General features: G+C 44.7%; 20 protein-coding genes and 1 riboswitch. Of the genes, 4 read left to right on the top strand and 16 right to left on the bottom strand.

The features are described from left to right. The 5 genes from ACH0QE_RS09335 to ACH0QE_RS09315 all read right to left on the bottom strand — a co-directional run. Nucleotides 1-152 (bottom strand): TetR/AcrR family transcriptional regulator (locus ACH0QE_RS09335; RefSeq protein ID WP_415800429.1); only part of this gene is annotated, 152 nt, incomplete at its 3' end. Nucleotides 153-166: 14 nt separating this feature from the next. Continuing rightward, a complete protein-coding gene (locus ACH0QE_RS09330; protein ID WP_415800428.1) occupies nucleotides 167-874 on the bottom strand; it encodes an MBL fold metallo-hydrolase in 708 nt (235 codons plus the stop codon). 384 nt (nucleotides 875-1,258) lie between these two features. After that, a complete protein-coding gene (locus tag ACH0QE_RS09325) occupies nucleotides 1,259-1,981 on the bottom strand; it encodes an amino acid ABC transporter ATP-binding protein (RefSeq protein ID WP_415800427.1) in 723 nt (240 codons plus the stop codon). Continuing rightward, nucleotides 1,978-2,634, bottom strand: a complete 657-nt coding sequence (locus ACH0QE_RS09320) for an amino acid ABC transporter permease (RefSeq protein WP_415800426.1) — start codon at nucleotides 2,632-2,634, stop codon at nucleotides 1,978-1,980. The genes ACH0QE_RS09325 and ACH0QE_RS09320 overlap by 4 nt, the downstream gene beginning before the upstream one ends. A gap of 119 nt (nucleotides 2,635-2,753) precedes the next feature. After that, nucleotides 2,754-3,575, bottom strand: coding sequence for a basic amino acid ABC transporter substrate-binding protein (locus ACH0QE_RS09315; RefSeq protein WP_415800425.1), 822 nt, complete (start codon nucleotides 3,573-3,575; stop codon nucleotides 2,754-2,756). A 174-nt stretch (nucleotides 3,576-3,749) separates the two neighbouring features. Here ACH0QE_RS09315 and ACH0QE_RS09310 point away from each other — a divergent pair, with 174 nt between their 5' ends. The 3 genes from ACH0QE_RS09310 to ACH0QE_RS09300 all read left to right on the top strand — a co-directional run bounded on the left by ACH0QE_RS09310 (nucleotide 3,750) and on the right by ACH0QE_RS09300 (nucleotide 6,403). Next, a complete protein-coding gene (locus tag ACH0QE_RS09310) occupies nucleotides 3,750-4,121 on the top strand; it encodes a VOC family protein (protein ID WP_415800424.1) in 372 nt (123 codons plus the stop codon). A gap of 94 nt (nucleotides 4,122-4,215) precedes the next feature. Beyond that, on the top strand, nucleotides 4,216-5,430 hold the full coding sequence (locus tag ACH0QE_RS09305; RefSeq protein WP_415800423.1) for an MFS transporter: 1,215 nt from the start codon (nucleotides 4,216-4,218) through the stop codon (nucleotides 5,428-5,430). Nucleotides 5,431-5,623: 193 nt separating this feature from the next. Beyond that, nucleotides 5,624-6,403, top strand: a complete 780-nt coding sequence (locus ACH0QE_RS09300) for a formate/nitrite transporter family protein (protein WP_415800422.1) — start codon at nucleotides 5,624-5,626, stop codon at nucleotides 6,401-6,403. A gap of 8 nt (nucleotides 6,404-6,411) precedes the next feature. Here the strand turns inward: ACH0QE_RS09300 and ACH0QE_RS09295 are convergent, their stop codons facing one another. The 5 genes from ACH0QE_RS09295 to ACH0QE_RS09275 form a co-directional block, all read right to left on the bottom strand. Further along, nucleotides 6,412-6,732 (bottom strand): hypothetical protein, encoded by a 321-nt coding sequence (locus tag ACH0QE_RS09295; RefSeq protein ID WP_415800421.1) that lies wholly within the window; start codon nucleotides 6,730-6,732, stop codon nucleotides 6,412-6,414. Nucleotides 6,733-6,981: 249 nt separating this feature from the next. Continuing rightward, the gene (locus ACH0QE_RS09290; RefSeq protein ID WP_415800420.1) at nucleotides 6,982-7,986 is read right to left on the bottom strand and encodes an ABC transporter permease; all 1,005 of its coding nucleotides are present in this window, start codon (nucleotides 7,984-7,986) and stop codon (nucleotides 6,982-6,984) included. Nucleotide 7,987: 1 nt separating this feature from the next. Beyond that, complete coding sequence (locus ACH0QE_RS09285) at nucleotides 7,988-9,484, bottom strand: sugar ABC transporter ATP-binding protein (protein WP_415800419.1); 1,497 nt, start codon at nucleotides 9,482-9,484, stop codon at nucleotides 7,988-7,990. A 215-nt stretch (nucleotides 9,485-9,699) separates the two neighbouring features. After that, on the bottom strand, nucleotides 9,700-10,797 hold the full coding sequence (locus ACH0QE_RS09280) for a sugar ABC transporter substrate-binding protein (protein WP_415800418.1): 1,098 nt from the start codon (nucleotides 10,795-10,797) through the stop codon (nucleotides 9,700-9,702). 227 nt (nucleotides 10,798-11,024) lie between these two features. Continuing rightward, nucleotides 11,025-11,132, bottom strand: a riboswitch (SAM riboswitch). A 147-nt stretch (nucleotides 11,133-11,279) separates the two neighbouring features. Beyond that, nucleotides 11,280-14,024: a dynamin family protein gene (locus ACH0QE_RS09275; protein WP_415800417.1), complete on the bottom strand. Its 2,745-nt coding sequence runs from the start codon at nucleotides 14,022-14,024 to the stop codon at nucleotides 11,280-11,282. A gap of 732 nt (nucleotides 14,025-14,756) precedes the next feature. On the opposite strand from ACH0QE_RS09275, the gene ACH0QE_RS09270 reads away from it, so the two are divergent. After that, nucleotides 14,757-15,266: a hypothetical protein gene (locus ACH0QE_RS09270; RefSeq protein WP_415800416.1), complete on the top strand. Its 510-nt coding sequence runs from the start codon at nucleotides 14,757-14,759 to the stop codon at nucleotides 15,264-15,266. A gap of 63 nt (nucleotides 15,267-15,329) precedes the next feature. On the opposite strand, the gene ACH0QE_RS09265 is transcribed toward ACH0QE_RS09270, so the two are convergent. The 6 genes from ACH0QE_RS09265 to fdhF all read right to left on the bottom strand — a co-directional run bounded on the left by ACH0QE_RS09265 (nucleotide 15,330) and on the right by fdhF (nucleotide 20,216). Continuing rightward, nucleotides 15,330-15,551 (bottom strand): hypothetical protein, encoded by a 222-nt coding sequence (locus ACH0QE_RS09265; protein WP_415800415.1) that lies wholly within the window; start codon nucleotides 15,549-15,551, stop codon nucleotides 15,330-15,332. Nucleotides 15,552-15,651: 100 nt separating this feature from the next. Then, nucleotides 15,652-15,849, bottom strand: coding sequence for a hypothetical protein (locus tag ACH0QE_RS09260; protein ID WP_415800414.1), 198 nt, complete (start codon nucleotides 15,847-15,849; stop codon nucleotides 15,652-15,654). Continuing rightward, complete coding sequence (locus ACH0QE_RS09255) at nucleotides 15,842-16,369, bottom strand: ubiquinol-cytochrome c reductase iron-sulfur subunit (RefSeq protein WP_415800413.1); 528 nt, start codon at nucleotides 16,367-16,369, stop codon at nucleotides 15,842-15,844. Before ACH0QE_RS09255 ends, ACH0QE_RS09260 begins: the two co-directional genes overlap by 8 nt. A 24-nt stretch (nucleotides 16,370-16,393) precedes the next feature. Next, nucleotides 16,394-17,128, bottom strand: a complete 735-nt coding sequence (locus tag ACH0QE_RS09250; RefSeq protein ID WP_415800412.1) for an Mrp/NBP35 family ATP-binding protein — start codon at nucleotides 17,126-17,128, stop codon at nucleotides 16,394-16,396. 392 nt (nucleotides 17,129-17,520) lie between these two features. Then, nucleotides 17,521-18,072, bottom strand: a complete 552-nt coding sequence (locus tag ACH0QE_RS09245; RefSeq protein WP_207501954.1) for a 4Fe-4S dicluster domain-containing protein — start codon at nucleotides 18,070-18,072, stop codon at nucleotides 17,521-17,523. A gap of 14 nt (nucleotides 18,073-18,086) precedes the next feature. Beyond that, entirely contained in the window at nucleotides 18,087-20,216 is a 2,130-nt protein-coding gene (gene fdhF / locus ACH0QE_RS09240) for a formate dehydrogenase subunit alpha (protein ID WP_415800411.1), read from the bottom strand. Nucleotides 20,217-20,253 lie beyond the last annotated feature (37 nt).

Here is a 20,253-nt window from a genome sequence, read left to right as displayed (position 1 = left end):
TCAAAGTGGTTGTATAAAGAAGGCGGTTTGATGTTGAGCCTTTTTGCCAGCAAAGCAAGCGTTACATATTCACTTCCATGCTCATTCGCAAGTTCAGCAGCAGCTAACACAATCGTATTTTTATCAAGCGCAATCTTCGGTCTTGGTGACATATTTCCGCACTCCTTTATTTTTTAAAAGTTGCCTCAGCTTTTTGGATAGCTTTTTCAATAATTGCTTGAGGATCCCGGAGCAATTCCCCGTGTCCAACCGCTAGAAGGGTTGGGTTTAGCCCATGAATTTTCCGGGCACTCTGCAGCGCGATTCCTTTATTCCAGGTCGCCATCGCTGGAAAAGGAAACCACGGTATGGTCATACCAGATACGGCTGTGCCACCCCTTGTCTGAAAGGCATCTCCTCCAATCAACATATCAGTTCTCTGATCAAAAAATGATATCGACCCCGGTGTGTGGCCGGGAGTTGAGATGACTAGCAAAGAACCAATTTGGTCTCCTTCCTTTAGGAGCACATCCGGTCTTGTTTGAATGTTCTTTGGCACACCGCCGCGAATCGATGTCTGAGGTTCGGATGAGTCAAGAGAGGTATCACCGGCTAAAAGACGGGAATCGCGGTCAGATATATATACCGGAACATTCAGTTTGTCTTTCAGTTCATCAAGAGCACCAATGTGGTCACCGTGAGCATGGGTTAAAACAATCCGTTTAATTTGTTTTCCAATTTTTTCAGCAGCCTCCAAAATTGGCTTCGCGCTATACGGAAGAGCCGCATCAATTAACGTCAGCCCATCCTCCTCCTCAATAAAATAACAATTCACAGGAAAAATCCTTGGCATGAACGTCAGCTGATATAAAAACCCCTCTTTAATCATTCTCATTTTAATGAACCTCCCATAAAACTAATGTCGTTAGTTTTATTTTAACTAATTATATTAGTTTTAGCAATCACTAATTGGATAAATTATCAAATAAACGGTCTGGTTTCCCTACCTATAGTCCATTAATGATGTTATTAGACCGTATTGATAGCAGAATTCCGAGTGATTGGTGTTGAACTTACCAGTTTTCCGATGGTCATTTCAGTATTAAAGAAGTTTATTACCGGTTTCCATAGTTTGATTACCGGTTGCCATCGATATATTTTACGATTGTAGCCGATTTATTTACGGTTGCTCAACTTTTATTTACGGTTGCAGCTGATTTATTTATGGTTATCCAAAAAAGAAGCCGCGACTATAAAAAAATCGGGCTTCCTATTCTAATTACAGCACCTTGCTCAAAAAGGCTTTCGTCCGTTCGTGCTGCGGGTTTTCGAAGATCTCATCTGGCTTGTTTTCTTCCACGACCAATCCTCCGTCCATGAAAATGACGCGGTCGCCGACTTCGCGGGCAAAGCCCATTTCGTGGGTGACGACGACCATCGTCATTCCTTCGCGTGCAAGTTGTTTGATGACCTCTAAAACTTCCCCGACCATTTCTGGATCAAGGGCTGAGGTTGGTTCATCGAACAGCATGATTTTTGGCTCCATCGCAAGGGCGCGGGCGATCGCCACCCGCTGCTTTTGCCCGCCGGAAAGTGAATCTGGGTAGGCTTCTGCTTTGTCCTCCAGCCCTACCTTTTTCAGCAGCTCCATTCCTTTTGCCCTTGCCTGCTGTTCCGAAACACCTCGTACCTTCAGCGGTGCCAGCATGATGTTTTCAAGCACCGTCTTATGCGGGAACAGGTTGAAATGCTGAAATACCATTCCGACCTCTTCTCGAACTTTGTTAATATTCGTATCCTTATCAGTTATATCAGTATCTTCGATCAGCACATGCCCGTCCGTTATTGTTTCAAGCAGGTTTATGCAGCGGAGGAAGGTGGATTTACCGGAACCTGATGGACCGATCACCACTACAACCTCCTGTGGCTGGACCTCAACATTTATTCCATTCAAAACCTTGTGGCTTCCAAATGATTTTTGCAAATTAGCGACTTTGATCATTCTGTCTTCAGCCTTCTTTCAAGAAGATTTAATAAAAAGCTAAGCGATAGTGTCAGGATGAGGTAGATGACTGCTGCAGTGAGATACGGCTCCCATACACGGTAATACTGACCTGCCATAGCCCGGCCCCAGTACATAATTTCCGGAGTCGCGACAATCGCCGCGAGTGATGATTCCTTAATAAGCACGATGAATTCATTACCTAAAGGCGGAATCATCCGCTTGAATGCCTGGGGTAAAATGACATACCTCATTGCCTGGACATGGGTCATTCCCAGTGAGCGGGCTGCTTCCATCTGCCCGCGATCGATCGACTGGATCCCCGCCCTGAAAATCTCGGCGATATAGGCAGCCGCATTCAGGGACAAGGCGATGATTGTTGCGACAATCCCGTTTGTCTCCCCTATGAGCATAGGAACTACACCAAAATGAATCAGCAGTATTTGAACAAATAACGGGGTCCCGCGGAAGAAAGTAATATACCAGACAAATGGCCAGGTCAGCAGTTTTCGTCGCTGGATTTTACCGAGACCGATGAACAAGCCAAGGATTGTCCCAATTAAGATCCCGGCCAAAGATAGCCCGATTGTCAGCAGCGTCCCTTTTATTAGAAAAGGAGTATATTCAACAATAATATCAAAACGAAAATCCATAGCTTGCCCTCCAAAGCCCCCAGGCCTGGGACTAAATTTTTAGATAAAGATTTACAAAAAAATGCGTAACGCTGTTTTCAAGAGTTACGCATCTTCGAAGATTAATTGTTTACGGGTAATTACTCTGATGCTTCTTGTTCCGCCTTCAGCATTTCCATGTTTGGCTCTTGGCCGAACCATTCTTGATAAATTTTTTCATACGTTCCATTCTCGACGATTTTCTTGATTGCTTTATCGAAGTCTGCCTTCAAATCGGTGCCTTTCGGGAAAAGGAGTCCATAGTATTCCGCCTCAAAGCTGTCGCTGTCTTCAATGACTTTCAGTTTTTCATTCGGGTTATTTTTTGCATATACTTCGACAACACCGTTATCAGCGACGACTGCATCTGCTCCTCCGGAGAGCATTTCCATGATTGCCAGGTTGTTGTTATCGAATTTCTTAATATCCTCGTTATTCTTGCCAAGGAGCTTATCCATTGCTGCCTGCCCGGTTGTGCCGTTTTGGACTGCCACTACCTTGCCCTTCAGATCAGCAGCGCTTTTAATATCGCTGTCTTCACGGACGAGGATTTTATTGGTGGATAAGAAATATGGCAATGAAAAGTCATAGGTCTGCTTGCGCTCATCATTGATTGAGATCGAGGATACTGCCAGATCAGCTCGCTTGCTCTTAATCTCAACAAAAATCGGATCCCAGCCAACATTTTCGATCTTCAGCTCATATCCTGCTTCCTTCGCGGCAGCTTTCAGGAAATCGATATCGAAGCCAACAATCTTGTCGCCTTCCATGTACTCAAATGGTGCATATGCTGCGTCGGTGACCACCCTCAGCTCCTTCTTTTCAGTCTCGGATCCTGTTCCTCCCGAGTTGCTTGTACCACAGGCCGATACTACAAGCGCTGTGATCGCCATCATCACAATCGCAAAGAATCTTTTTTTCATTCTTACTTCCCCCTCTTTTTAAAAAACGTACATAACTTTTACTAATTTATATGTTGAGGATTAGGCTTGTATTACCGAATAAATGATAAGAAAAACTTATACATATAGATTGATATCTTGTTATTTGTTTATTTTGCCATTTTGTTTAAAATTGGGGTTGGGGAGGGATTCATTATGAAATTTAAGTTCAAAGCGATTGACCATATTCAGCTGGCGGCCCCTGAGGGTTCTGAAAATGAGGCCAGGATATTTTTTGGAAATATATTAGGATTTGAAGAAATCGAAAAACCAGCAGAGTTGAAAAAGCGGGGCGGGGCATGGTTTCAATTTGGAAATTGCCAGATTCATGTTGGCATTGAAGACCCATTTGTACCTGCACGCAAGGCACATCCGGCTTTTGAAATAGACAATCTTGAAGAATTGAAGAAGCATTTGGCCTCTAGGGAAGTGGAATACATAGAAGATGACAAGCTTCCAGGCGCTAATAGAATTTATTTACATGATCCGTTTGGCAATAGAATTGAATTACTGGAACGGATGAGATAGACTCTGCTTGCTCGATTGGTTTTCAATCGAGCAAAATTTTGGTATCATATTTAGAAAAGCGAAATATTCGTTCCGAGAAAGAAGTGTTGATGGAATGACTCAGCAGCAAAAGGCGAAACGCAACTTGATGATCATGTGGTTCGCGAATTTCTTCATCGCCGGCAGCATGACAATGGTAATGCCTTTTCTCTCATTGTACATCGAAACTTTTGGAGATTTTTCAGAAAGGTATGTCCAAAACTGGTCGGGACTGACGTTCAGTATTACGTTCGTAACAGCCTTTCTATTTTCACCTGTTATTGGAAGATTGGGTGACCGATTCGGTCGGAAGAGAATCCTCATTTTTATGGGAATCGGGATGGGGTTATCCGTCTTCCTGCTAGGATTTGCAACTTCCGTCTGGGAGTTATTTTTATTGAGAATGTTCATGGGCTTATTCTCTGGCTTCATTCCTGTATCACAAGCACTTATTTCAACGCAGACATCGAAGGAAGAAGCAGGCAAAGTGTTAGGAACACTGCAAACTGGCAGTATCACTGGATCGTTGCTCGGCCCAATGCTTGGCGGGGTTCTCGCTGACTCCTTAGGCTATGCGACAACCTTCCAATCAACCTCGGCATTCATCGTTCTTTCTGGTCTGCTCGTATTCTTTGTCATGGAGTACAGAGTCGATATCAAGAAAGGAACAAAAACAAATTACAGCCGCAAAGAAGTTCTTCAGCATATTTTAAAAAATCCGATCATGGTCAATGTTCTGCTCATGTCGATGCTTGTGCAGATTGCTCATTTCAGTATCCAGCCAATCCTTTCACTATATGTGGGCGAGCTGCATGGTCCGGAAAACCTGGCATTCTTTTCTGGAATCGCCTTTTCCGCAGCGGGGCTTGGCAATTTGTTAATGGCTCGGAAATGGGGCCAAATTGCCGACCGGGTTGGCTATATTAAAATACTTGTCGTACTTTTATTTTTATCAGCGATCATCTATTTGCCTGGCGGTTTTGTCGGTAACATTTGGCAGCTCGTCCTAATCAGGTTCCTGCTCGGAATCACCATTGGCGGCATCATCCCTGTCAGGGTGGCTTATATCAGGCAGGAAGCACCTGTTGCCATGCAGGGAGAAGTACTCGGCTACAACACGAGTCTCCGTTTCTTCGGAAACATTGTCGGTCCAGTGCTCGGCGGTTTCCTTGCGGGATACTTTGGTTTCACTTCGGTATTCGTACTGACAAGCGGACTTCTACTTGTAAGCGGCATTGTCCTTTTTGCCTCGATGCAGCGCAATCCCCAGTTCGTTAGAGATACTTTTTAATAGGCACTTTAAAAAGACTGAATCCTAGTGATTCAGTCTTTTTTCATTTACTTTTCGATATAACCACCCTCCGCTTCGCATGTCGTTTGCATTAGTAGGAAGAATTACTGTTTTTTAACCGCAGTCTGGGGAATCATTTACATTAAAGGAAGTATTAAATTCATATTATATGAAGAAAATCGGGTGATTTCATTTGGAAGTACAAGCCTTACAAGAAGTCGAAAAACTGGCTTTAAAAAAACACAAGATTTTCAAACAAAGCAAGACGCGTTATCTGGCCAGGGCTGCCCTGGCTTCGATGTTCATCGGCTTTGGTGTGATCGTTGCGTTCAAGACGGGGAATCCATTTTATGTGGAACACTCGCCCTTCGCTTACCCTATAGCTGCCATTACCTTTGGTGCCGCGATTATCCTGATTGCTTATGGTGGAGGAGACCTGTTCACTGGGAACACCTTTTACTATACGTTTGCAGCTCTTAGGAAAAAAATGGCCTGGCTTCAGGTGGCCAGGATGTGGATTTACAGCTACGTCGGCAATATCATTGGCGCAGCTGCATTTGCTTTTTTGATTTACACAACAGGATTGTTTGATGATCATTCCGTAAACGGATTCTTGTTAAGCGTCGCTGAAAAAAAGACACTTGCACCAACTTCAGAGCTTTTTTTTCGAGGGATTCTCTGTAACTGGCTCGTCTGCCTGGCATTCTTCCTGCCGATGTCGATGAAGGGCGACGGAGCAAAAATGTTCGCAATGGTGTTTTTCGTCTACTGCTTCTTTATTTCGGGTTATGAACACAGCATCGCCAATATGTGTACTTTTGCCATCAGCATGGTCCTGGACGACCCTCAATCTGTTACTTTTGCAGGCGTGATTCATAATTTGATTCCCGTGACAATCGGCAACCTGATCGGCGGCGGGATTATGATGGGCTGGATGTATTACTATGCGAATCGGCCATTTTTTGAAGAATAAAAATAGGCTCAGATTTTTTCTGAGCCTTCCCTTTTGTATTTGATCGCAATTTGAGCTGCCAGCAAGGCGGATCCTAGAAAGATAGCGGCAAGTAGTATTTGATTACTCAACAACTCTTTTGAATACACTGCTCCATTCATTGAAAACCAAAACAGGCTGTTGACTGCAGCGGCCGCGAAGAACAACCCCCATATGATCTCCTTGACCTTCCGATACCTACGGCCCCCCTGGAGATGCTTTATGTAAAAATAGAAAAATATACATACGACTAAAATTACGAACGAATAACTGTAAGGAAAAATTACAGCATCTTCTTCCTTATCTACCACAGCGATGTTCCCTAGAAATAGCAGTTGAAAGATAAGAAAATAAAAAACGACAATTAATAATAAAATCCATTCTGCTATGTATATAAAAATCCTTCTGTAAATTTCCTATCCCTCCTCCAAAACGATGTCTCTTTATATACTTCCTTTTTAAACCTAATATTCCTTCACAATAAAACAGGATATAGAAATATTCTATATCCTGTTAATCGTATTTGCAGTAACGAATTTATCATTGTATGTTACTGCCCTCTAATGTTTTTGCTTGTAATAAGTTATGCCAAGGGCAAAAGCCAGCACAGTTCCCTTCACGATATCCATCGCATAATACGGTACCGACATCATGACGAGACCATTTTGCAAAATTCCGATCAGCACTGCTCCGACAAAGGTTCCGAATGCGTTGGGCTTGCCAGCTCCAAGGACGGAAAAGCCAATGAAAGCAGCAGCAACCGAATCCATTAAATAGGGTGAACCAGCATTAATTTCTGCAGTCATGACACGCGAAGCAAGGACGATGCCGCCAATTGCCGCAAATAAAGCGGAAAGGAGATAGGCAGCGGTTTTATACCGATTGACCGGGATGCCTGAAAGCCTGGCTGCTTCCTTGTTCCCGCCAATCACATACATATAGCGGCCGTGCTTTGTATACGTCAGGAATATATGGACAATGATGACAGCGATTGCCATGATCAGGATGATCCACGGAACCTGCCCTATTTTAGCAAAAAACGGGCTGATCGTTCCTGTTGAAAAACTTCCATCAGGCAGAATCATATTCTCCGAAACCGTCGCGCCCTTCGTATAAGTCAGCGCCGTTCCCTGGATAATGAACATCATCGCCAATGTCATCAGCATGTCCGGAATCTTCAGCTTTACAATCATCAGCGAGTTAAGCGCACCGACAATCAGCGCAGCCGCGATTGCTGATAATACGGCAATCAGCGTGTTCTGCGAGAACCAGACGAACATCGAAATGACGATGGCGTTGGATAGGGATGCGACCGAGCCGACAGATAAATCAAAGCCATCAACCGTCAGCGAGATGGTGATGCCAATCGCGATGATGGTCACAATGGAAATCGAACGCAGTATATTAATTACGTTATCACCGTTGATAAAAGACGGATTTGCTGCCGCGAAGATTGCGACCAGGACAAAGATTGTCAAAATCGTCCCATATTTATAGAGGAACTGGAACAGTTCGAATGTCTTTTTCTGCGTTGGCTCTTGCTGCAATGGGAGTTTCGCTTCCATCCTATCTTCCTCCTGTTGAGTAAAATAAAAGTTCTTCTTCTGTTGTTGCGACTGTTTCAAGCTCTTTGACAGGTTCACCGTCATATAGTACATAAACCCGGTTCGTGATGCCGACGATTTCTGACAGCTCTGAGGATGCATAAATGACACCTTTCCCTTGAGCTGCGAGCTGGGCAATCAATTCAAAAATATCCCGCTTCGCACCTACATCAACACCCTTGGTTGGCTCATCAAAAATATACACATCCGCATCGGCAATCAGCCACCTGCCAATCGCTACCTTCTGCTGGTTCCCTCCTGAGAGATTTTCAACTTTGGCATTTTCTGATGGTGTCTTGATGCCGAGGGCATTTATGTACTCATGTGCCGTTTTCTTTTCAGCGCGCCGGTCGATAAAACCAAAGAGTCGGGAGAACTTTTTCAAGTTGACCGCTGTCAGGTTGGAGGCAACAGATTCCGCGACTAGCACGCCTTCCTTGCGCCGTTCTTCCGGTACAAGGGCCAGACCGCTTTTTACCGCAGCATGAGGACTCGTTAGCTTAAGGGTTTCTCCTTTTAACTTTACGGTTCCGCTTTTGGTAGGTGTCGCACCAAACAAGGCTTTGCAAAGCTCAGTCTTTCCCGCTCCAACCAGGCCGGCCAGACCGACAATCTCCCCTGCTTTTACATGGAGGGAAGTATTTTGCACCTTGTCTCCATCTGTTAAGCCTTCGACTTCCAGAAGGGTGTCTCCGAACGTGCTGACCTTTGCCGGGAATTGGTCCTCGAGCTTGCGGCCAAGCATGTATTCTATCACCTGGTGATTGTCGACTTCAGCAGTGCTCTTTTTAACCACAAGCTCGCCATTTCGCATGATGGTCAGCTCATCACACAACTCAAAGATCTCGGGCATTCGATGGGAGATGAAGATGATGCCCACATTCCTTTTCGCCAGATCCCTCGTGATTCGGAACAGTTCAGAAGTTTCGATATGGCTGAGCGGAGCGGTTGGTTCATCAAGTATCAAAAAGGAGCAATCACTTGAAATCGCACGCGCAATCAGGACCAGCTGTTTCTCCGCAAGCGTCAGCTCACCGGCAAGCTTTTTCACAGAAATTTGGAGGTTCATGCCGGATAGAATAGCCTCTGCCTGTTTGAAAAGCTGCTTCCAATTCACCCAGTGCTTGTTTTCCATTGCCTGCACCGTGTAATTGAGCATGATATTTTCTCCAACAGTCAGCGACGGGATGATTGCTGTATCAACCTCCTGATAGACCGTCTGGATACCAAATTTTTGCGCGTCGCTCGGCGTCCTGATTTCCATCCTCTCGCCATCGAGCTGGATTTCCCCTGTGTAATGATCGTGGGCACCGGAAAGCACCTTCATTAATGTCGATTTTCCCGCGCCGTTCGCGCCAATCAACGCATGGATCCTGCCCGTTTCTGTGCTGAAATCCACATCGTTCAGTGCACGCACCCCCGGAAAATCAATACTGATGTTTTTCATTTGCAGTTTCATCCGGGTTCCTCCTCCCTATCAATCTGGAAAACAGACACTCTTTTTTTGAGAGTGTCTGCTTTGTTCGCTGAACTGGAAAAAATCGCGCGGAATTTCCAGTTCGCTATAAAAATGGAATTTCCACTATATAATCAAAAAAATCGCTATATAATCGGAAAAGTCGCTATAAAAATAATTTTTTCGCTATATAAATTCTCAACCAACCTTTTTAATAGTTAATTCTTATAGTGATCCTTCAATTTCTCCATCCAATCTTCCAAAAATGCATCCGATTCGCCCCAGCCTTCGATGATTTCAGCAAGATTGACCATGTTCACCGGATTTTTAGACTGCTGCAGCTGTTCCTGCGAAATCAGTGATGCTTCAAGGTCATAGGTTGCTGGTGTTTCTTCGCCAGCCAGCTTTTTCGCCAGCAATCTCATATTCACTTCTCCGATCAGCTTTGGATCAACGGCGGCAGTGTATTTCCATGGGCTGTCTTCTCCCTGGATCTCCTGCAGGTCGGCATTGGATACATCAATTCCGTAAATTTTAATCTCATCTCGGCCAGCTTCCTTAATCGCACGAGCTGCACCGATTGCAAAAGCGTCCCAAGTCGCAAAAATTGCATCAATTTCTCCTTTTGGATGCTTGTTGAGCATGGCTGCAACAGCATTCTGCGTCTGTACGCTTGTATCGGCTGCAGCCACTCCGAATCTCTCAACCTCTTTGATTCCCGGGTTTGCCTTCAAGGTTTCCTGGTAAACTTTATTTCTTCTGACCATTGGCGGGAAGCCATCAACCCAGAGGTACACGATATTCGCTTCTCCATTTTGATCCTTCACAAGCTGGTCTAGTGCCTGCGTTGCGAGGGCTTCATCATCCTGAGATGTAAGTGTGACACCTTCGACCTGAGCCAGATCCGGATTTGAATCGAAAGTTACGACACTCTTACCTTTTTCCACTAATTTTTTCACATCGTCTACTGTAGCTGCGTCATCTCCATGGGAAATGATGAAGCCATCATAGTCCTGCTGGAGCCCCTGATTGATCGCGTCATGGAATTTGGCTGTATCTCCATTCGCCGTGAAGACGTCTACCTTGAATCCGAGCGCTTCCCCTTCTGCTTTCGCTCCGGCTAAAAACTGCGCTGTATGATCGTCTCCGCCAATCTTGCGGATGACTTTGATTTTGACTTCCTCCCCTTTAGCAAATCGCTCCGGCACTCCTTCTACCGGACCGCTGGCAGTCTTCGTCTCTCCCCCGCCGCAGCCTGTCAACAGCAATGCAGAAGCAACTGCACTTAAAAACACCTTTTTAATTCCTTTTTTCATCTGATTTTCCCCCTTTGATTGATCTGCTTAGCAAAAACAAATAAGAAAAGTGCAAGCGCCTTGGTCAGCCCCGACAAGCGCTGGAGGCCCGACCAGTGAAGTCGTTCTTTGACTTCATTGGGCGGAACGAAGCGACTCGAGGGGCTAGGCGCTGGAACTAGACAATAAAAAAACCTCTCCAGAAAAGAGAGGTTTCAAACGCAGTAGAATGCAAAGGTCGAATTCCTCTCTTATCTTTCAAAACAAATAAATGTTTTGCAGGATTTAGCACCAATTCCATTTGGAACGGTTGCTGGGCGTCACAGGGCCAGTCCCTCTGCCACTCTTGATAAGAGAATTTCTTTATTAAGTTAATGTTGCAAATCGATAAATTTTACTTTAAACTCCTATACTTATATTGTCAATATTATTATGAAAATTTAATTATATTCTTTTTTTCTGCAACAAGAAGGAAGACCCCAATTCGGAATCTTCCTTTTCGATTATCCCCTGCCTGCTGCGGTCATCCATTCGTACTGACGAAGTTTTACTTCGTACAGTGTCAATGGGTCGCGGTAAAGTTCTGGGTTAATTCTCATTTTTTCAAGTTCGTTCTTTCCATAATTGATTTCAGACTTGGCTTCTTCTACTGCTTTCTCAAGAATTTTGAATGGATCTTTGAAAAACAGATTTACATCACGTTCAATCGATTTTTCGAAAATCTCAAATTGCTGCAGAAATCTTTTCGCAATCGTTACGCCGATTTCATAATAATCCTCAGTCTCGAGATAGGTTTTGTATCTGTTATAAAGCATCGCATTGTTTTGCGGCAGCACTCCGAGCAACTTGCCGGCGCTTTTCAGGAAGAACTGCTGCGGCGTCGAGCGGTTCATGATGTTGACCTTTTCATAGTGGACGCCGTTTGTCATCCGGTCGGCATCGCGGCGCCAGTCATCTAGTACTCTGAAATCACAGTCGAGACTAATCCTTTCATCTCCATACATGGAGTTAAAACCCTCGGCCATTTCATTCAAATAGTTTTGGCTTTGATCGAATTCGTCCTTCGAATGTTGAATCCACCCCCGTAAATCCTCATGGAATTTCGGCAGTACGGTTCCATCGAGATATACCTGGATTTTCTTGTTCATTTCTTCGTCCATTTCAGCATGGATTTTTCCGAAATCGCTGTCCTCCGTCACCAATTCCGAACACCCACGCAATAATTCAGGAATCTTCTCAATGATTTCCGCACGGGTTTCATCCTTGATTTTTCGGTATGACTTCTGGATCGAACTTGACTTCTCTTCTTCAATATCCCCCAGCTGGTTGATGGCGCCATTAAGTTTGCTCACCATTTCTTCATTCCAGCTGTTTGATTCCATATGGTTATTCTCGATTTCAATCCGTTTATCAAGCAAATACGTGATCGCCCTTCTGACGAAGAACTGCAGTTTTGCGGTACGTTCCTGCTCGAAGTTGACTGTGCTTCTGTTTGTTTGAATAAAATCAGAGAAATCCCTCAGCTGCTTGCCTTTATCATAGTTTGATGAGAAAGCAAACATTTTCGAATCAGGATAATATTGGCTGATTTCTTGCCATGTCTGGTCAAAAACATCAATGGCCTCCTGCTGACTGTATATCACATCTATTTTATTCAACAAGAAGTGTATAGGCAGATCCGGGAAGTACTCTGAAATTTTCGAGAGGATTTCCCTTTCTTTTTCCGTAAAAGGATCATTCGCATTGAGCACGAAAAGCAGACTATCAGCAAATCTCAAGTAATTGTATAACGGATGCTTGTCATAGTTATTACTGTTGATTCCTGGAGTATCAATCAATGCTAATTCGTGTTCCCGCAAGAATGGGAACTCTGCCTTGAAATCAATGATTGTTTCATTCTTGTGCGTCTGACGGCGAACTCCTGACGCTTCCTTGAAGTCCTCGATATCCGTGATCTGGCGGAGGTCTGCATCCGTAATTTCATGGATTTCCGGATTCTCCTCATTCCTGAAACGGATGACAGCAGCAGTTGGTGACGTGATCAGCTCTTCCCCAACAATGGTATTGACGAATGAGGACTTCCCATTGCCAGTTATACCAGCGATCAACAGATTATGAACATTGGACTCCTGCAGCTCCTGGACCATCCACTTAATCCTGTTGCCGACCTCTATCTCATGATTCTCCGCCCATTCAATGATACTTTGGAATAGCTGCATGCTATCCTCATAGCCATCATGGTACTCGCGCGAATTCAGAATAAGATCCTCGGCATCGTGAATCGCGGACGAGGTGATGGTCCCTGGAAATACCTCATTCCACGCAATAATCGATGATGCCGATACAAGACTGTTAACAGGACTTGTGATTTTCAGCCAATTGGTTAGCAATTCAGGGACCAACGGTGAAATTTCCTTGATCAATCGATCCCCGTTAATCAACTCGAAATACGTGTCCTGATAGACCGCTGACAGATGGGTCCAGCCATCTTTTCTATTGCCGTCCATCCCGCTGAACAATTGGTTAAATTCCCTTAGCCATGTCATGTACGAACTTTGGTCCTTATAGCTTTCCCACAGGGATACAGACAACTGTTCAAACCGGCTTCTGTCCACCTGAAATAAGACGGATAAAGCTTCGTTAAAATAATCCGGTGCGAACTGAACGGTATGCCCTTGTTCTACATACTGATTCAAGACACTAAACCACTTAGGCGAACCGGTGCGAACACCTTCATTTACCGCCAGCTCTACTGCATTATCCCAGTCCTGGTGCTCTTCAAAGAAAGCGCGGGCAATCTCGGTTACGCCAGGATAATCCGGATCAAGCGCCACTGACTTCTTAATGACAGCAACTGCCTTTTCAAGCTTTCCCTGCTCTATGTAGAGAGATAGGAGCTGAAGGCCGCTCTCAATTTTAAGCACGTTGCTCTCTGTTTGAATCGACAGGTACAGCTCCTCCGCGGAAGTAAGCAGACCAAGCTCAAGGAAGGCATCACCCATGTTCTTTTTCGCCCACGGCTCGAACTCATTTGTAATGTTCTCCCACTTAAAAATCGCCGCTTCAAAATCTTTATTGTGAAAATAAACCTCTCCCTGAGCAAAACGGATATACGACAAATCTGGCATATCATTCTTTTGCTCTTCAAGGTAAAGCTCCCCAAGAACACGAACAGGATGTGTCCTATTTCCTGATTCCATATAAGTTTCAAAATACGACTTTTTGATTAATTGCTCTTCAAATGTCATGACTTTCCTCCGACTTCTCATAATGATCAATCCAGAACAAAAAGCGCAAGCGACTCGTTCAGCCCCGACAAGCGCTGCCCGCCTAATAACGCCACGTCCTGTGGCTGGCGGGTCTAGCACATCGTGTGCCACGGAGGGCCGACCGGTGAAGTCGTTCTTTGACTTCACCTGAGCGGACCGAAATCGAAATGTATAGCCGACTGCCCAGAAACGCAGAAACTGGAGACTCCGACAAAGAAGCGCTTTTTGCTTCTGCCGGCGGAGTTGAAGTTTCGGAGTTTCTAGGAGGCAAAACTAGACAAGCGACTCGAGGGGCTAGGCGCTGGAGCTGGATTAAGAATACTAAATATAGTTATCCAAAACTTATAATTTTTATAATTTACCAAACCATAAAAAGAGCCTTCGGACTCCTTCAGGCATTAAAAATTTGTATTAGCTAACTGTTCTATTTCCCTTTTGCGGCTTGCCATCAAACCTTATCATTGTATTCTATCAAACTATTTTTCATTCAAGATTTCACCCAGCTTTCAGTTTTGCTACAAGCACTGCAAAATTTGTAATCTTTTTAATAAACAATCCAATTTATTGACAGTTTTCGTCGAATCATGTCGCTACCTATAGCTTTCGAACTATATCCGGATTTTCTGGGGACTTAATGAAGTTTGTCACACCGCAGATAGGGCAAAATCATTATAATGAAGGTAACAAGTCGACCGAATAAAGGAGATTATTATGCTTATTTTGAAACTTATGGGTACTCCCATCGAACATATTAAGTCCGAACACATTAAAAACAAATCTGTCATAAGGAACAACAAGACGCTTGCCACAATCAAGGAAACGGGAAACGAAGTTGAATTCCAGATCGATCCATACCTTGACCTTGATGAATTTCAATTTTTACGGGATATTATCATGGAGATTAGCTACGGAAACGAAGCCGCCATTGATGAAAGAGGCTGCCAGCTAGGGTATCTGGAGAACGGTGAGAAGGCGTTTCTAATTAAAAATTGGGAAGAGTGGAAGGTATTCTTGATGAAAGCCAAGCTAAGGACACTTGAAGGCCAGAATGTGCAGGCTTTAAACCCAGAAGGCGAAGAATTAGGATCCGGCCTGCTTGCTGAGTATGAAATCGCTGAAAGCCCATTCCGTATCATGAGCTGCACCTTGATCACCCTTTTTGGGGAAAGGAAGTTCGAAGGAGAAAATATTAAGATAGTGCCGACTAACCAGTTTAGCTAAAAAAGTGGAAGCGCCAATTCACTCATACTTAAAGAAAAGCAGCGGATAATTTCCGCTGCTTTTTCATTTTTCTTTATTCAATTCATCAATCAGCTGCTTTGTCCGTTTCGCATTTCCTTCCGCGAAGTTTTCAAGGCGTTCCTTCAGCTCAGGATCGTCGTGGACTCGTTCAGCTGTTATTAAGTAGGTGCGCATCAAATCTTCTTCAATCTCAACAGAATTTTCAAGTACTTCCTCAATTGATTCTTTTTTGCTGTCGTGATGAAAAATAGAATGGGAAACCATGTATATTCCTCCCTTTCAGACTCTTTTAGTTAACCAATTCCAAGTTTTGCGGAAATTGTCCATATCCTAAAAGAACTCTCTTTTTATCATCGCCAGCAGCTTACTTTTTATACTCTGCCTTCCTCCAAATGAAGAAGGCCGTTGTTGCCAACAGAGTAGAAATCAGCGCGACAATCACCGCACCATATACACGCTCATCTTCAAGTCCATAATAGCCTTCGATGGCATTGGATAGCGAGAACACATTAATCGCAAGGAACAGGAAAATCGAGAAAAAAGCAATTCGTTTTTTATCCATGCCTTACTTCCCTCCCTACTGCGAAAACCTTGCCATCCTTAATTTCAAGAAGGATTTTTGGAAGCTCGCGCTGCGGTGGTCCTGCCATCGGCTGGCCGCTGTCTACATTGAAATAACCTTTGTGGCAAGGGCACAGCAAGACATTTTCCTTATGCTCATAAAAAACTGGGCATTGAAGGTGAGTACATTTATTGTTGTACGCGACAAATTTGTCCTCCGGTGTCCTCACCAAAATGGCCGGTTCATTCTTCGTCGGGTAGTTGAAGTTCCTGGATTCGCCGATTGCCAGGTCTTCAATATCGGTGATTTCCACTCTCTTTACTTCTCCATTTTCATCGCGCAGGAATGTGAAGATTCCGAATGGAGTCGTTGCCAATCCGATGGCGACGGTGGCACCAAACGAAGCTTTCAAAAACGCCCTTCTATTCAAATGGACATCGTCTTTCCTGTTCAGATTATCGATCAGCTTGATCATATCTTTATCATCTTCATGATGTGTCTGTTTTTTATCATCACTCATAGCCAAATCCTCCTGTTCCTAGAGCTAAAACTTAGCATCGATTTTTTCTGCCAGGTTAAGATATTCCTTGAATAGCGGAGTATTTTCCGTCGAAATCGCTGGTGTCTCACTATTCTCATCCGCTTCCTGTATTGGCAGCTGTCCCAGCAATTCCGTACCAAGCTGTGCTGCAAGCTCCTCGCCGCCGCCTTTACCAAAAATGAAATACTTCTGGTCGCTGTCTTCGGGCTTGAAATATGACATATTTTCAACCACGCCGATGACTTCATGCTTGCTCTTGATTGCCATTGAACCAGCGCGTTCCGCTACGAATGAAGCAGCCTTATGCGGTGTCGTCACGACGATTTCCTTACTCTGCGGAATCATCAGGTGCATATCAAGCGCTACATCTCCCGTGCCAGGAGGCATATCGAGAATGAAATAATCCATTTCTCCCCAGAGGACATCTTCTGTAAAATGCTGGATCATTTTGCCGAGCATCGGGCCGCGCCAAACGATCGGTTCATTATCCTTCACAAGGAATCCCATTGACATCACCTTTATGCCGTGTGCCTCAACCGGAATGATCTTTCCGTTGAAGGTTTTTGGTTTTGCATCTATATTAAGTATTTTCGGTACACTGAATCCGTATATATCAAGGTCGATGATTGCAACGGACTTGCCAAGCTTTTGAAGCGCGAGCGCAAGATTCACTGATAGTGAAGACTTCCCAACTCCGCCTTTTCCGCTTGTCACCGCCAGCACATTTCCTTTTAACATGTTTAAAGCACCTCTTTTTTAGGATGGGTTATTATTCCCTACCTTATATCAAATTAGTTGAAACCCAACTGGAAAAAATCGCTGAAAATTTCCAAGTCGCCAATATAATTTTATTTTCGCCAATAAAGTAGTGAACTTCGCCAATAAAATCAGATTTTCGCCAATATAGTAATTATCGATCTAAAAATAGAGCCGGCCCTAATGAACTTAGCGCTCTTTTCTGGCCGGCTGCATGAAATTTTCTTGTTAATTTCTACTTACTTCGAGAAGTGTCCAGCTCCAGCGCCTACCCCCTCGAGACGCTTCGGTCCGCCCAATGAAGTCAAAGAGCGACTTCACCGGTCGGCCCTCCAGCGCTTGTCGGGGCTCACCAAGGCGCTTCCGCATTTCTATTATGATTGTGAATCAGTATATACGCCGAAGAATTCAGGTACGTAATCCCATTTATTGCCCTCTTGCGGCTTTTTGCCTTCAACGAGGTTCATTTGGGTACGTTTTCTGCGCAATTGCTGCATTTCATCAAAGTCGATGAAGCGGATGGCATCACTCGGGCAAACAGATGCACACATTGGCGCAATATCATGACGTGTTCGGTCATAGCACATATCGCATTTGTACATTTTGTTCTTCTCGAAGTCGAATTTCGGGATACCGAATGGGCAGCCAAACGTACAGTTGCGGCAGCCGATACACTTCTCTTCCATCGCGGAAAGCACGACGCCCTCATCCGTGATCTGGATTGCGTTAGCCGGGCATACACGCGCACATGCCGGGTCTTTACATTGCATGCACAGCATCGGGAAGGTCTGGCGTGATTCGGTAAAGTCAACATATTCTACATAGTTCCGTTCTTTTGCATCATGGTCTCCGCACTCACGGCAGGCTGCCTGGCAGGCACGGCATCCGATACAGCGTTCAAATTCTAGATACATTATTTTATTCATAATGGCCGTTCCTCCTATTTAGTCAGTTTTTCAAGTTTTACAGCACAGACTTTAAATTCAGGCATCCGTGAGATTGGATCCAACGCCGGGCTGGTCAATTGGTTGACCGCCAGCTTTTTGCCCCAGTGATAAGGGACGAACATCGTATCTTTGCGGATTGCTTTCGTTATTTTTACCGGAGCGATCATATCGCCTCGCGGAGTGGTAAGCTTCACTCTTTCGCCGTTCTCAATCTGGTACTGGCTTGCCAGTTCAGGATGCATTTCCACGAATGGCTCTGGACATTGCTCCTTCAGGAAGTCGACGCGTCTTGTCTGGTTTCCTGAAAGGTAATGGAATACGACACGGCCTGTAGTCAGCCAAAGTGGATATTCTTTTGACTGTACTTCTGCAGGTCCTCTGTAATCACAAACCGCGAGATTCGCTTTGCCATCTGGCGTTTCGAACTTCTCTTTGAACATCGAAGGAGTTCCCTGATGGTCAAGTGCAGGAGCCGGCCAGAAAACACCGTCCTGTTCATCGATTTTTTCGTAGGTGACACCATAGTAATCGGCTTTGCCGCCTTTTGATGCAAGGCGAAGTTCATCGAAGATCTCTCTTGGCTCATTATATTGGAAGTGCTGGCCTTTACCGAGACGTTCAGCAATCAGGCTCATAATCTCCCAGTCTGGTTTGGATTCACCGATCGGATCAACGACTTTACGGATATGGATGATTCGGCCTTCCGTATTTGTAGTCGTTCCTTCATCCTCAGCCCATGTTGTCGCTGGAAGTACAACATCTGCAAGTTCAGCTGTCTCAGAAAGGAAGAAATCATTTACGACTAAGAAATCAAGGTTTTCCAGTTGTTCTTGAACATAGTTTATATTTGGTGATGATACAACCGGATTTGAGCAAATGACATGAAGCCCGCGAATTGTCTTAGCTTCCATCAGGTGGAACATTTCATATGCTGAAACCCCTGGCTGCGGCATGTCTTCCGGCTTAATGCCCCATACACCTGAAACGTATTCAACTTCTTTAGGATCAGTAAGCTTCCGGTATCCTGGAAGCAAGTCAGCTTTCTGGCCGTGTTCACGACCGCCCTGGCCATTTCCCTGGCCTGTAAAAGTGGCTACACCAGAAGCAAATTTGCCGATCTGGCCGCGCAATAATGCCATGGACGTGTAAAGACTTACGTTATCAACACCTGCTGTCTGCTGTTCCGCTCCGCGAGCGAACATCACGACTGAACGAGGTGACTTTCCAAAGATGTGTGCAGCTTTGATGATTTTTTCTGCTGCGACACCAGTAATTTTCGATGTATATTCTGGCGTGAATTTAGCTGTCATTTCTTTCAATTCTTCGAAATTATTGCAGCGCTCCTGGACATATTCGTGATCCACATAATCATGTTTGATCAGCAAGTGCATGATTCCATTTGCTAAAGCAGAGTCTGTTCCAGGAAGAAGATCAAGGTGAACATCAGCAACTCTTGCAGTTGCAGTTTCACGCGGATCGGCAACAATGAGCTTTGCGCCTTTGTCCTTCGCTTTCCAGAACCACTGGATACTAGTAGGGTGACATTCTGCAGTGTTAGAGCCTGCCATGAAGAAGCAGTCACTATGCTCGAGTTCCGTCCACGGAAGTGATGATCCCCGGTCAATTCCAAGCGTCTTATTGAATCCGCCGGCAGCAGAACTCATGCAGTAGCGGCCATTATAATCGATATAACGAGTGCCCAGTCCGACACGTGCGTATTTTCCTACAAGGTAGCATTTTTCATTTGTCATTGACACACCGCCATACACAGCCAGCGCATCCTTGCCGTATGTTCCCTGGATCTCTTTATACTTTCTTTCAATCAGATCAAGCGCTTCTTCCCAGGTTGCAGCAACGAACTTTCCATTCTTTTTGATCAAAGGTGTCTTGATGCGGTCTGGATGGTCGATCGTCTGGTACGCCGTAACCCCTTTAGGGCACATCTTCCCTCTTGTTAAAACCCAGTCATAACGCGGTTCTACACCGACAACTTTGTTATTCTTTTCATCGACACGGATATGCATGCCGCACTGCATCCCGCAGTAGCAGCAATGCGTTGTGACTAGTTTTTCACCTTTGCGAATCTGGTTCTTTACGCCTTCTTTAACGAGAAACTGGCTCATCTACTTTTTCCTCCTTTGAATCCTGGTCAAGTCCGTA

This window comes from Mesobacillus sp., from assembly GCF_047739415.1.
Lineage (GTDB): Bacteria > Bacillota > Bacilli > Bacillales > Cytobacillaceae > Mesobacillus.
The sequence above is the reverse complement of the archived record's forward strand: the minus strand, read 5'-3'. Positions and strand labels throughout refer to the sequence as shown.

Bases quoted from the DNA above. Each gene is read 5' to 3' on its own strand.
- ACH0QE_RS09315 (WP_415800425.1), bottom strand. From the start codon at position 3,575: ATGAAAAAAAGATTCTTTGCGATTGTGATGATGGCGATCACAGCGCTT.
- ACH0QE_RS09325 (WP_415800427.1), bottom strand. From the start codon at position 1,981: ATGATCAAAGTCGCTAATTTGCAAAAATCATTTGGAAGCCACAAGGTT.
- ACH0QE_RS09310 (WP_415800424.1), top strand. From the start codon at position 3,750: ATGAAATTTAAGTTCAAAGCGATTGACCATATTCAGCTGGCGGCCCCT.
- ACH0QE_RS09285 (WP_415800419.1), bottom strand. From the start codon at position 9,484: ATGAAACTGCAAATGAAAAACATCAGTATTGATTTTCCGGGGGTGCGT.
- ACH0QE_RS09250 (WP_415800412.1), bottom strand. From the start codon at position 17,128: ATGTTAAAAGGAAATGTGCTGGCGGTGACAAGCGGAAAAGGCGGAGTT.
- ACH0QE_RS09280 (WP_415800418.1), bottom strand. From the start codon at position 10,797: ATGAAAAAAGGAATTAAAAAGGTGTTTTTAAGTGCAGTTGCTTCTGCA.
- ACH0QE_RS09290 (WP_415800420.1), bottom strand. From the start codon at position 7,986: ATGGAAGCGAAACTCCCATTGCAGCAAGAGCCAACGCAGAAAAAGACA.
- ACH0QE_RS09320 (WP_415800426.1), bottom strand. From the start codon at position 2,634: ATGGATTTTCGTTTTGATATTATTGTTGAATATACTCCTTTTCTAATA.
- ACH0QE_RS09305 (WP_415800423.1), top strand. From the start codon at position 4,216: ATGACTCAGCAGCAAAAGGCGAAACGCAACTTGATGATCATGTGGTTC.
- ACH0QE_RS09265 (WP_415800415.1), bottom strand. From the start codon at position 15,551: ATGGTTTCCCATTCTATTTTTCATCACGACAGCAAAAAAGAATCAATT.
- ACH0QE_RS09260 (WP_415800414.1), bottom strand. From the start codon at position 15,849: ATGGATAAAAAACGAATTGCTTTTTTCTCGATTTTCCTGTTCCTTGCG.
- ACH0QE_RS09245 (WP_207501954.1), bottom strand. From the start codon at position 18,072: ATGAATAAAATAATGTATCTAGAATTTGAACGCTGTATCGGATGCCGT.
- ACH0QE_RS09270 (WP_415800416.1), top strand. From the start codon at position 14,757: ATGCTTATTTTGAAACTTATGGGTACTCCCATCGAACATATTAAGTCC.
- ACH0QE_RS09330 (WP_415800428.1), bottom strand. From the start codon at position 874: ATGAGAATGATTAAAGAGGGGTTTTTATATCAGCTGACGTTCATGCCA.
- fdhF (WP_415800411.1), bottom strand. From the start codon at position 20,216: ATGAGCCAGTTTCTCGTTAAAGAAGGCGTAAAGAACCAGATTCGCAAA.
- ACH0QE_RS09275 (WP_415800417.1), bottom strand. From the start codon at position 14,024: ATGACATTTGAAGAGCAATTAATCAAAAAGTCGTATTTTGAAACTTAT.
- ACH0QE_RS09255 (WP_415800413.1), bottom strand. From the start codon at position 16,369: ATGAGTGATGATAAAAAACAGACACATCATGAAGATGATAAAGATATG.